At 39.1% G+C, this 13,257-nt stretch carries 7 protein-coding genes; 3 read left to right on the top strand and 4 right to left on the bottom strand.

What is annotated here, in order from left to right; translation table 11 throughout:
• Positions 1-82: 82 nt before the first annotated feature.
• A complete protein-coding gene (locus ACNEUN_RS04040) occupies positions 83-694 on the bottom strand; it encodes a hypothetical protein (RefSeq protein WP_427876855.1) in 612 nt (203 codons plus the stop codon).
• A gap of 297 nt (positions 695-991) precedes the next feature.
• On the opposite strand from ACNEUN_RS04040, the gene ACNEUN_RS04045 reads away from it, so the two are divergent.
• A complete protein-coding gene (locus ACNEUN_RS04045; protein WP_463630980.1) occupies positions 992-2,122 on the top strand; it encodes a GuaB3 family IMP dehydrogenase-related protein in 1,131 nt (376 codons plus the stop codon).
• 182 nt (positions 2,123-2,304) lie between these two features.
• On the opposite strand, the gene uvrC is transcribed toward ACNEUN_RS04045, so the two are convergent.
• Positions 2,305-4,605, bottom strand: coding sequence for an excinuclease ABC subunit UvrC (gene uvrC / locus ACNEUN_RS04050; protein WP_463630982.1), 2,301 nt, complete (start codon positions 4,603-4,605; stop codon positions 2,305-2,307).
• Positions 4,606-4,698: 93 nt separating this feature from the next.
• Positions 4,699-7,656 (bottom strand): excinuclease ABC subunit UvrA, encoded by a 2,958-nt coding sequence (uvrA, locus tag ACNEUN_RS04055; protein ID WP_463630983.1) that lies wholly within the window; start codon positions 7,654-7,656, stop codon positions 4,699-4,701.
• A 226-nt stretch (positions 7,657-7,882) separates the two neighbouring features.
• On the opposite strand from uvrA, the gene ACNEUN_RS04060 reads away from it, so the two are divergent.
• The gene (locus tag ACNEUN_RS04060; protein ID WP_463630985.1) at positions 7,883-9,484 is read left to right on the top strand and encodes an ABC-F family ATP-binding cassette domain-containing protein; all 1,602 of its coding nucleotides are present in this window, start codon (positions 7,883-7,885) and stop codon (positions 9,482-9,484) included.
• A 74-nt stretch (positions 9,485-9,558) separates the two neighbouring features.
• Complete coding sequence (locus ACNEUN_RS04065) at positions 9,559-11,868, top strand: beta-carotene 15,15'-monooxygenase (RefSeq protein ID WP_463630987.1); 2,310 nt, start codon at positions 9,559-9,561, stop codon at positions 11,866-11,868.
• Between the two features lie 35 nt (positions 11,869-11,903).
• Here ACNEUN_RS04065 and ACNEUN_RS04070 read toward each other — a convergent pair whose 3' ends face one another.
• Positions 11,904-13,103, bottom strand: coding sequence for a pyridoxal phosphate-dependent aminotransferase (locus ACNEUN_RS04070; RefSeq protein WP_463630989.1), 1,200 nt, complete (start codon positions 13,101-13,103; stop codon positions 11,904-11,906).
• Positions 13,104-13,257: the final 154 nt, after the last annotated feature.

The raw sequence follows: 13,257 nt of genomic DNA on the forward strand, positions 1-13,257 counted from the left end.
GTTACCGAATATCAAACAAAAAGTCAAGATAAAAAATGAAAACTGACTTAGACACGCATAATTATGACTTAATCTCGCAAGATTAGCCTAAGTCTGCGTAAGTGCATATCCATGCTCCATGACGATACTCTAATGACAGTGATTCCCAATAGCGCATTACGCCAACCATAACGCATACCACTCCTTCAAAGCGGTTTGGACTTACCATCATACCGTTAATCATGTTTGGTATAGCAGGGAATCTGCGCAGTCTTGAACGACTTTCAGAATCTTCAATTTCCTTAAAAAAGTTGTCCAAAACTGACCACATATTCTTCAATTTTGCCGAACATTCAGGCGTAAGCAAATCCCTCATTGCCTTCGGGACTGGACGACCGCGAGAAATATCAGCAACAACACAAGCGATTCTGCACGTTCTTAAAGCGAGTGATAAGAATAACTTTTCGTCATCCGTGCTATTAAAACACACGCCTATATGATACGGCACAGAAGAGTTCACAAAACCAATAGGTAATACTCCCTCATGAGCTGGTAATGGTTCTCTCGAACGATATGGAAATTGTGGAGGTGGTTCTTTTTGCCATCCACAATTTCCCATACCACATGCCCATTCGTTTCCGCACTTTTCATTTTCATTTCTACCGCTTTGATTCTCATCAAATGGTTCTTTCATTGTTCCCATAACAGAAACCATTTTTATCTTCCCATCTCTTTTTTTCTCTATCTTTCTTAATCCAATTTTTAGTAGAAAAATATCGACTTAAAATCGGATTAGAAATAGCATACACCGCGATTAAGTAGCATTTTGAATAAAATCAAAAAATGTGTATAAATTATAACTGGTGTCGGTGTGTTCCTTGAAAAATCAAGGTTTTTTTAAAATAAAGTTATACACATTACGGTTTATAAAATCACAACTTCCGTGATTTCAGTATTAGACAATAAAACATGCGTACTAATTTCGTCAATATACGGCATTAGCCTGGTAAGTATGTCTCAGGAAATTGAAATAGGTTTGGGCAAAAAAGCCCACGTCGCATATTCTCTCGACGATGTTGCTATCCTCCCTTCACGACGCTCACGCGACCCTAAAGCCGTATCAACTACTTGGCAAGTAGACGCGTACACATTTGACGTTCCTGTTATTGCAGCTCCTATGGATTCTGTTACAAGTCCAGATACTGCTATTGCAATGGGTCAAATGGGTGCTCTTGGTGTTCTTGACTTGGAAGGCTTATGGACTCGCTATGAAAACCCAGAGCCTCTTCTTAAGGAAATATCTGAGCTTCCTGACAATATAGCAACGAGGCGTATTCAGGAAATTTACGAGGAACCAATTAAACCAGAGCTTATAGCTGAACGTTTGCACACAATACGAGAAGCTGGAGTCACTGTAGCCGGTGCTCTTTCTCCACAGCGCACTCAAGAACTTTATAGCACTGTTATTGAAGCAGGCGTTGATCTTTTCGTAATTCGTGGAACTGCAGTTTCTGCCGAACATGTATCAAAAGATCACGAGCCACTCGATTTGAAGAAGTTCATTTACGATTTAGATGTTCCTGTTATAGTGGGTGGATGCGCTGATTATACTTCTGCACTTCACTTAATGCGCACTGGAGCTGCTGGCATTCTTGTTGGTTTTGGCGGAGGCGCAGTATCTGCAACTATGAACACTCTTGGCGTTCAAGCTCCATTAGCCACGGCTATTGCTGATGTTGCTGAAGCTCGTCGTGACTACATGGATGAGTCAGGCGGACGCTACGTGCAGATTATTGCAGATGGCGGAATGGGAACTTCCGGCAACTTCATAAAGGCTTTAGCAATGGGAGCGGACGCTGTAATGCTAGGCACTCCTCTGGCGAGAGCAACTGAAGCACCTGGGCACGGCACTCATTGGGGTGCTGAAGCTCGTCATGCTTCTTTGCCACGCGGAATGCGCAGTCATGTTGGAACCGTTGCTCCTTTGGAAAATGTTCTGTTTGGACCAAGTCATGAAGCTGATGGCACAACTAATTTTGTTGGAGCTTTACGACGCACTATGGCTTCAACAGGATACGTGGATGTTAAAAGTTTCCAACGTTGCAATGTTGTTATAAACCCGTTCCACAGTGATATTCGCTAATAGTGATATTCGCTAATAGTTATATTAACTTACAATATTTGGATTTAAAGCTAAATTTACAGCCTGGCATCTTGTAGTGTGTCAGGCTGTAATTTTATTAGTGACACTAATTTTAATCATCAGTGGAAGTTATATTTTGCTATCTATACGAATTATGCTTCAATATTATGCTTCAAACATCCTCACTTATTTTTGAAGTAATCGTATATTATTTCAGCTTTACTCTCTCCTATTCCTTCCACTTGTTTTAACTGTTCAACTGAAGCCTCACGCAAGTTTTTTACAGAACCAAAAGCGCCAATAAGTCGCTTTCTATATACGGCTCCGATTCCAGGTATAGAGTCTAATGAAGATTTAATTAATCCTTTACGTCTACGATTGCGATGGTAAGTTATAGCAAAACGATGAGATTCATCGCGAGCGCGCTGTAGCAAATATAATCCTTCCGAACTTCTTTTAAGAATAATAGGATAATCACTATCTGGAAGCCATACCTCTTCTAACTTTTTAGAAAGTCCACATACTGCTACTCCTGTTATAGAATTATCTTCTAATGCTTTCATAGCTGCTTTGGCTTGTTCTCTACCTCCATCAACAACTATTAGGTTAGGAGAATAAGCAAAACGGTGATTGCTCTTTCCTGTATTTTTAGTATTACTATTTTCAGAGCCAATATTATTTTCGTTCTCGCAATTGCTTATTGAGGAGTCAGCATGTTTAAATCTTCTCGAAATTGTTTCATAGACTGCACTTAAATCATCAAGTCGACCGTTACCATCATCTCCACGAATAGCAAAATGCCTGTAGTCACTTGGTTTTGCTATTGCATCCTCAAAAACAACCATTGAAGCTACCTGGTAAGTACCATCAACAGTATTCGAAATATCGTAACATTCTATACGCAGAGGTGACTTAGATAATCCTAAAGCTTTAGCAACTTCATTCATTGCTTGGCTGCGCTTTTCTAAACTATTTATGCGGCTGGCTTTTAGTCTTGTTAAAGCCTGATTAGCATTATCGTTTGCCCTCTCAAGTAATTCACGTTTTTCTCCACGAGAAGGAACTCTAATAGTTACTTTTGAACCTCTTAATTGCGTAAGCCATGATTCTATTTCACTTCGCCTTTCGTCTTGAATAGCGATAGGAACAATAATTTCTCTAGGTATTGGAGAAATTGGTGCAAGAAAATCTTCTCTACCAGTTGTCTCTTGTCTTTCTCGCCTCATTTTTGTTGCTTTCGCACGCAAATTAGAATCCGTAGCAGTAGCATTCTGAGTATTAGATACTGCGTTACGCGTTTCTTCTATTCGAGAATTTGAGTTCTTTGATTTTAAACTTTCTACGATGCTTTCATGATTTTTTTGATCAATTTGCGCATTTTCTTGATATTCTCCATACAAGTGCACTAATAAGTCGGCAAGAAGATCTGTATCGTCTTTATCGTCGGCACGTTCAACCCCCCAATTTCGTTCACCTCGAATAATTCCGGAACGTACGAAAAAGACGTGAACTGATCCTTCTAGTTCGTCACTGCTTAAACCAAAAACATCTGCCTCTACATCTTCATCTAGAACTACAGAATTTGATTGCAAAACTGTACTAAGCAAATTAATTTTGTCTCGTAATTTTGCTGCTCGTTCAAATTCCAATTCTTCACTTGCTTGCTTCATATCACGATTGAGTTGTGCTAAATATGATTCGCCCACACTGCCAGTAAGCACTCCAACGAGTTGACTTACATACGTTCTATGAGTTTTAAAATCAATACTTCCTACACAAGGTGCCGAACACTTTCCTATTGAAGCAAGCAAACATGGTCTACCTGTTCTTCTTGCTTTATTAAATGCGCTTGAAGTGCAAGTGCGAACTGGAAAAGCTTTTAGTAATGAATCTAAGCTGTGACGAAGTGGCCATACTTTAGCGTAAGGCCCAAAATACTGCGCTCCACGACTACCACGGTTTCTAGTAATCCATACTCTTGGGAATTTCTCTCCCACACTTACAGCCAAATAAGGGTATGTTTTATCATCTCGAAATACAACATTAAATCTTGGATTAAACTCTTTAATCCACGTGTATTCAAGACTAAGTGCTTCTATTTCAGTTTCTACAACAGTCCATTCCACACTACGAGCAGTTAAAACCATAGTTTGAGTTCTAGGGTGAAGCTGATAAAGAGGCTGAAAATAATTAGCAAGACGATTTCGCAAATTCTTAGCTTTACCAACGTAAATTACACGGCCTTCTTCATCTCTCCACTTATATACACCAGGTTGCGCAGGAATATCTTTAGAAGCCGGCCTGAATAAATCTCTAGTGTCACCTAATAATGGTGCTCCTAAAGCGTTTACATGATTCTCATTAAAATCAGAAACCATATTAAAATCAGTTTTAGTTTTATGCCAATTAATATTTTCTGCAGACTTACCATCTTTCAAATTATCTAATAAATTATCGCTTATAGAATTATTCGAACTATCCATTATTCACCTCCTTTCACATAAGAAAATCTCATTTATTTGCTTAAAAATTTATTTACCTAAAAGTTGCAGCAGACTGTAAAGGTTGATCGCATTCTATTTATTGTTAAGCATTTGCTTAAGGAATTTACCAGTCCAACTTTTTTCACATAGTGCAACACTTTCTGGACTTCCTTGAGCAACAACAGTTCCTCCAGAATCTCCCCCTTCTGGCCCTAAATCAATAATCCAATCAGCAGACTTTACAACATCAAGATTATGCTCAATAACAATAACACTGTTACCTTTATCTACAAGGGATTGAAGAACTGTTAAAAGTTTTCTAACATCCTCAAAATGAAGACCTGTAGTAGGTTCGTCAAGAATATAAACAGTTTTTCCTGTAGATCTACGTTGCAATTCTGTGGCAAGTTTTACTCGCTGAGACTCACCGCCGGAAAGTGTTGTGGCACTTTGTCCTAAACGAATATAACCTAATCCAACTTGTACAAGAGTGTCTAAATAACGTGAAATAGAAGGGTAAGCTTTGAAAAATACTGCTGCCTCAGAAATAGACATGTCAAGAACATCAGAAACAGACTTGCCATTATAAGTAACTTCCAAAGTTTCTCTGTTATATCTTTTTCCGTGACATGTTTCACATTCTACGTACACATCCGGCAGGAAATTCATCTCGATTTTTAAAGTACCGTCACCATGACACGCTTCGCAACGACCACCTTTAACATTGAATGAGAATCTTCCAGGGCCGTAACCTCTAACTTTTGCTTCTGCTGTTTGTGCAAAAAGCGAACGGATTTTATCCCATACTCCCGTGTATGTTGCAGGATTAGATCGAGGCGTACGGCCTATAGGATTCTGATCTACATGAACCACTTTGTCGCAATACTCTAGGCCTTCTACTCTCTTGTGCTTTCCTGGAACAATTCGTGCTCCATTAAGCTTATCTGCAAGAACTGGGTAAAGAATAGAATTTATTAGTGTTGATTTACCAGATCCTGACACTCCTGTAATGCAGGTAAATACTCCCAAAGGTATACTTACATCAATATTTTTAAGATTATGCTCTTTAGCACCAATAATATTAAGCATGCGTTCTGAATCAACCAAACGCCTATTTTTAGGCACTTCTATTGATTTTCTTCCTGAAATATAATCTCCAGTAATTGAGCGTTTTGCTTTAACAATATTTGTTGAAAGACCAGAATAAACAACTTCACCGCCATGCTCTCCAGCTTCAGGGCCAATATCTACAAGCCAGTCTGCTTGACGAATTGTATCTTCATCATGCTCAACAACTATAAGAGTGTTGCCAAGGTTGCGTAAGTGATGAAGTGTTGCAATTAGACGCTCATTATCTCGTTGATGCAACCCAATAGAAGGCTCATCCAGTACGTACATTACTCCTACTAAACCTGAACCTATTTGTGTAGCTAATCTGATTCGTTGCGCTTCACCACCAGATAGTGTTTTTGCTGCTCTTGAAAGAGTTAGATAGTTTAAACCAACATCATTTAAAAATCCAAGTCGAGCACGTATTTCCTTTAGAACTTCTCCTGCAATAAGCGCTTTTGAACCTTCTAACTTGAGTGAATTTACCCACTGCAAACTTTTTTCAACTGGCATATCGCAAACTTCAGATATTGAAGTATCTGATACCGTTACTGCAAGAACTTCTGGACGTAAACGCTTTCCCTGACACTTTTGGCACGGTACTTCACGCATGTATGACTCATAATACTGTCGCATTTGATCAGAATCAGTTTCATCATGCTTTCGCATAAGAGTACGTACAACGCCTTCGAAACCTGTAGAGTATTCACGTTGCCTACCCCACCTGTTTTTGTATGAAACTTTTACGCTGAAATCATGGCCATACATGATTGATTTCTGAACACTTTCTGGCAAATCTTTCCAAGGAGTGTTCATACTAAAACCTAAATCTTGTGAAAGGCCGGAAAGTATATGCTGATAGTACATACCTGCAGCTTTATTCATTGACCATGGTTCAATAGCGCCTTGAGCAAGAGATTTATCAGGGTCTGGAATAACTAGTTCAGGATCAATCTCAAGATTGTACCCAATTCCGGAACATTCTGGACATGCTCCATAAGGAGCGTTGAACGAAAAGGTTCTTGGCTCAATTTCATCAAGTTCTAGTTGATGATTGTTAGGACATGAACGATTCTCAGAAAAAGATTGACGACGATTAGAAGAATCTTTCGGCTCATCGACAAAGTCAGCAATCATAACGCCCTTTGAAAGTTTCAAAGCCGTTTCTATAGAATCTGTAAGACGAACTCTAATACCATCTTTTATAACTAGACGATCAATAACAACTTCAATAGTATGTTTTTTCTGCTTTTCGAGAGTAATATCTTCAGAAAGCTCACACATATTACCGTCAATAATTGCGCGCGCATACCCGTCTGATCTCAATAATTCGATAGTATCTTTAAACTCTCCTTTTCTTCCTCTGACCACTGGAGCTAAAATTTGCAATCTCGTGCGTTCAGGCAATGACAGTAATGTATCTGTCATCTGTTGAGGTGTTTGAGCATTAACAAGTTGACCACATTCAGGGCAATGAGGAATACCAATTCTAGCAAATAATAATCTTAAATAATCGTATATTTCTGTAATAGTTCCAACAGTAGAACGAGGGTTACGATTCGTAGTTTTTTGATCAATAGAAACAGCTGGACTCAATCCTTCAATAAAATCAACGTCAGGCTTATCCATTCTTCCTAAAAATTGCCTAGCGTACGCGCTTAAAGATTCAACATACCTACGTTGTCCTTCTGCAAACAATGTGTCAAAAGCTAAAGAAGATTTGCCAGATCCTGAAAGTCCGGTAAATACCACCATACGGTTCCTAGGAATAGACAAACTAACATTTTTTAGATTATGTTCGCGAGCGCCTTGAATTGTTATTTTCCATTCAGCAGGAACTTTAGATAAATCTGATACTATAGTGCCGTCATGCTCATTAAGTGGAGCATTATTAAGCAATACTTGTAATATATCAGATTGCTGACTTACTTTATTATTCACAACACACCTCCACGCATACGCTACTCCCCCAAAAACAAATTACACTTACTAAGTATAGAACAAGTGTTCGAAAAAGTAAAATTTACTTTATTTTGTTGAATGAAGCACAAAATAATGTTCTAAGTAGCTCTTCGTGACAGCCTAACAGTATAATGGTGAGTTTGGCTAATACTTTATTAAATACACACACAACAGAAGCCTAATTTTTGGGAAACGGATACATATTATGCCTATTGACGCACAAGCATTGACCATACAAATTGGTGCGCGCACACTGCTAAACCCTACCGATTTTCACGTTACTAAAGGAGATAAAATCGGTTTAGTTGGTCGTAACGGTGCAGGCAAAACTACTCTTACACGCGTGATTACAGGAGATATGCTTCCTGCTGGAGGTTCTATTCGAGTAAGTGGAGGTTTAGGATATCTTCCTCAAGATACACATGCAGCTGATCCCGAGCAAAGCGTAATTGATCGTATTATGAGCGCTCGCGATATTTCTTCTATTGTTTCTAGAATCCGCAAGGCTGAAAAAGAAATGACAGACCCAGACCCGGATGTCATAACTAAAGCTATGAACCGCTACGACAAAGCTATGCAAGATTTTGAAAAAGCAGGCGGTTACTCTGTACAATCCGAAGCAATATCAATGGCAACAAGCTTAGGTCTTCCGCAAGAAGTTATGCAGCAATCTTTAGGAACTCTTTCCGGCGGCCAGCGCAGGCGTATTGAGCTCGCACGTATTCTGTTTTCTAACGCAGACACATTAATTCTTGACGAACCTACAAACCATTTAGATGCAGACTCTATTATATGGTTGCGAAACTATTTGAAACGTTTCGAAGGTGGATTCCTTGTTATTTCGCACTCAACTGAGCTGCTTGATGAAGTAGTAAATAAAGTGTGGCATTTGGACGCTCAGCTTGCTCAAATAGATATGTATTCTATGGGTTGGAAGGCTTATTTGCATCAGCGCGTAGTAGATGAAGAGCGTCGCCGTAGAGAGCGCGAAGTTGCCGAAAAGAAGGCAGAACGTCTTATGAAGCAAGGTATTCGCTTGCATGCAAAAGCTACGAAGGCTGTTGCTGCGCAGAATATGATGCGTAGAGCCGAACGTTTGCTCAGTGAAACAAGTGAGGCTCAAAGCCGCGAAAAAGTTGCAGACATTCGTTTCCCTGAACCAGCTCCTTGCGGCAAAACACCTATTATGGCTAAAGATATTTCTAAAGCTTATGGTTCTAATATTGTTTTCGCGGGAATTAATCTTGCAATAGACAAAGGTTCTCGAGTTGTTATTTTGGGATACAACGGTGCTGGTAAAACTACAACATTGCGTATTTTAGCAGGAGAAGAAACAGCAGATACTGGCGAAGTAAAATATGGTCACGGCTGCAAAATCGGATATTTTGCTCAGGAACACGATACTTTGGATTTAGACGCGACTGTGTTGGAAAATCTACAGCATGTTGCACCAAATTTGGACGATACGCAAGCGCGTTCTATGCTTGGAAGCTTCCTGTTTTCAGGCGACGACGCTATGAAACCTGCTCGAGTGCTTTCAGGCGGCGAAAAAACGCGTCTTGCGCTCGCAACACTTGTTACATCTCAAGCTAACGTATTGCTTCTCGATGAGCCTACAAATAATCTTGATCCTGCTTCTCGTGACGAAATACTTAAAGCTATTGCAAAATATGAGGGCGCAATAGTTTTAGTTACACACGATGAGGGTGCTGTTGAAGCATTACAGCCGGAACGAGTTCTTCTTATGCCGGATGGCGATGAAGACTTGTGGAATGACGAGTATCTTGACTTGGTAGCAGAAGAGTAGCAACTAAAATAGTTACTAAAGTAGCTACTAAAGTAGTAAGTGCGCAAACAAAGAAAACAATATGAGGTGCAATTATGGGATGTGAACAGACACTAGATTCCGCGTCTCAAACGCAAACTCAGTCTAATGATAATATTTCTCACGCACACAATTTAGCGAAAGTAAACTGCGTAAAAAAATCTACAGTAGAGAACTTAAGCAGTTCATTTGATAATTGTAATTGCACTCATCATGTACTGAAACGTGTTTGGCACACTATACGCATACCACTTCTTATTGTTCTACTTATCAGTGCCTTTGAATGCACGCTTGGAAATATACAATTTTGGAGCAGTATTTCTGCAAGTACAGACAGTGCTTTCGCACACAATACTCTAGGTTCTGGCGTAACAAGATTAAAAACCGGAGGTCTTCTAATAACAGATCCTACTGAAGCGTACTTAGAAGTTGTTTCTGACGGATCTTCACCTTACATAAGACTGCAACGTTCAATAAAAGAGCCTGCTAAAAATTCTAAATACAATATTACTTGTGATATTCATGTACGAATTGACGTAAATAAGTATGCTGGAAAACCTTTACACGCCAATCCGTGCATTCTTGATGAAGCTTTACTACCTATGCCGCCAAAATCACGCGGAGCAACTAATACTCTACGAGTTTGGCTAGAACATCCTGCTGGTACAGTTCTAGACATAGAAGATGTTAGAGCAAATGCGCGCGCACAATTTACGTGGTCTTGGTTGCGCGTAACAATACTAGCCTTAATTTCCATAATGTTAGCTTTGTGGAATCCTTGGTCAAGATTGTGGAGCATGCCACTTAATACGCGCAGTCGAAAGCAAAGATTTGCTCTTGTAGCGTCTTGGGTTCCTTCAATCGTTATAACAATCGCAGTTATTATCTGGTCCATACAAGCTGCAACTAGAATGCGTTTCTACATTCCAGGAAATTACACATACGATTTTGATCAATACGCTCACACTGCAGACGCATTACTTCACGGAAAAACTCATCTCATGCTTCCAGTTCCTAAAGAACTAACTCAGTTGAGTAACCCTTATGATCCTGCTGCAAGAAATGAGCTGCTTAAAAACGGTGTAAGCAACATTTACTGGGATTACGCATATTACAACGGTCACTGGTATTCATATTTTGGACTACTCCCAGCAGTATTACTTTTCTTACCGTATCAACTAATATCACAGATTTGGGTTCCTGGCGGAGCAATGCTACCAACCTCCGCAGCAACTTTGGTTTTCCTAACTTTCTTCTTCATTGCAGGTTCACTTCTTGTAATAAGACTCTTACAAAAAACTGTTAAAAATCCTTCTTTAGCATTAGTAACTCTTTCGCTAACTTTCTTCTTCATTGCTTCAAACACTTCATATCTGCTGTTCCGCACATCGTTCTATTCAGTACCTATGGCTGCCTCGCTAGCTTTCACATCATTTGGATTATGGTTCTACTGCGGTGCAATACGAGAAGAAGATAATAATCTTTCGCTTAAAAGACTAGCTTTAGGTTCTTTCTTTATAGCATTAAATATTGGTTGCAGACCAACTTTTGCAATAGCAATACTTTTGGCTATTCCGCTTATATATAAACGCGTATTATCATGCGTTATTAATATTTTTAATCATACAAAAGTTGCTTACAATTTGAGTAAATTACTGCGCTTACTGTGCGCTTGGATTATGCCAGTTGTACTAACTGCAATTCCTTTCGGAATTTACAATATGCTTCGTTTCGGCTCTCCACTGAACTTTGGTAACGAATATCAAATCACTATTACGGATATGACTACCATGAAACTGCCGAAGAGCAACATAATACCGTCAATATTAAGTTATTTAGCTCTTCCTTTGCGATTCATACCAACCTTCCCTTGGATTGGAATTCAACCTATTGCTTTTGACCGTTGGCAATACGCAGAGCCTATGATTGGCGGTCTTTTTGCACTATGCCCTCTAGTGTTTATAGGAGTTGTAGCGGCGCTTATAATGCGAAAAAATTATAAGAGCAAAATATCGTATTTTTATTCTGCACTATACGTATTTGCAGGAATAATTTTAGTAATTTTTGACAGTCTTAAAGCTGGTATAGGTTGGCGTTATATTGCTGATTTTGCTTGGTCTTTCGCACTTGCTGCAGTTATTGGTATCGCTGTGGTTGTTCAAAAATATGCTACTTTATCAGATGAAGATACGATTATAAAAAAGATTTTCGTATACGCATTAAGAGCTGCAATACTTGCTTTCTTGTTCTTCTCTATAGCAATTAATTTCTTAAGCTGGTTCGTAACAGGACGAGAAGATTCAATGATACGCTTCTACCCTTCACTGTGGCATATTGCAAAAAATCTGTTTACTTTCATGTATTAATTAAAATATTTAAAAGTAGTTAAAATACTTTTAGATCAAGAAAGTTCAGAAATCATTCTATCTACAGTAGTAAGCAGCGAGCGAACACCAGCCTCAAATTTCTCAGTTTCAGGTAGAAGAGAAAGAGCCAAATACCCACTTACTGGCATATCAAAATAGTATCCAGGCTGTGACACTAGCGCATAATCTTTCATAAGCCTAATTGATAAATCATCATCATCAAGGCATGAAGGTACGCGCAGGAGAATATTCCATCCGCCTTCCGCTCTAAGTGCGCTAACGCAACAGCATGGCCAACTTGCTAATATTTCACGCAAAATCCGCAAATTATTTCTGGTTCGATTAAGAACAATATTAGTTTGCTCGTTTGCGTAGCCTAAAAGTTCAGGAATTCTATCTGCTACAGTAGAACCAATCGGCAAAAAGTCATCTGCAATAACATCAAGACGCTTTTTTGCTTCATCTACTAGAAGATTAGGTCCAGATATTTCAATCCAACCAACTTTTGCGTGAGGAGCAGCTAACATTTTAGAGAATCCATCAAGCGCAAAAACAAGCGTTGATTCTTCTCCAGCTAAACGCTTGTTACCGGTAAAAGGTTCAAGACTATAACCGTAAAACACTTCATCAGCAATAATTGCAACTTGATTTTTTGCGCACAGTTTTAACAGTTCCGCTCTCTCCTGCGGCTTTATATAAGATCCAGTTGGATTATTCGGATTAATTAACACAAGAGCACGAATTCTATTACTTGAATCCTCTAAAAGTTCACGCACTTTAACTAAATCTATAGTCCAGGATCCGTCATATCTAAGCGGATAATTAATAGTTTTTACGCATTGCAATCGCGCTATAGATTCTATTAATGGGTATCCTGGGGTTGGTGCTAGCACAGCATCTTCAGCATCGCAAAGAAGCATCATTAACCATGCGTAAGCTTGGGATGTTGAAGAAAGAACATATAAATTATCAGGATTAAGAAGCGCAGCAGAATTATTGCTACTACTACCACGATTATCTCGATTGTTAATATAATCTGCAAGTAGTTTGCGCACTTCCTTCGGTCCACGCGGATCAGCAACATATTTAGAACTCAAACATTTTGGTGCAAGTCCGTGAGAAGTAGGATTAGAATCATTAAGTTTTGTAAGCTTTATACCGCGCGACACAGCTTCGCGCTGAGCCAGAATAATAGGATTTGGCTCGCTAACATCAACTCGAGAAGAAAAACGCACCTAACTACACTATCTCATAGTCGATACGAGTAGGTTTTCTTAAAAATTAACGTTTTTAAAAAAATTTATTATCTAATATAAGAGTGCGCTAGGCGAGGAATAGAATCATCTCACCTAGCGCACTTTACTTCTGCGTAGCGCTCATCTTCTTTAT

It is taken from the genome of Gardnerella sp. C0684A1, from assembly GCF_055326835.1.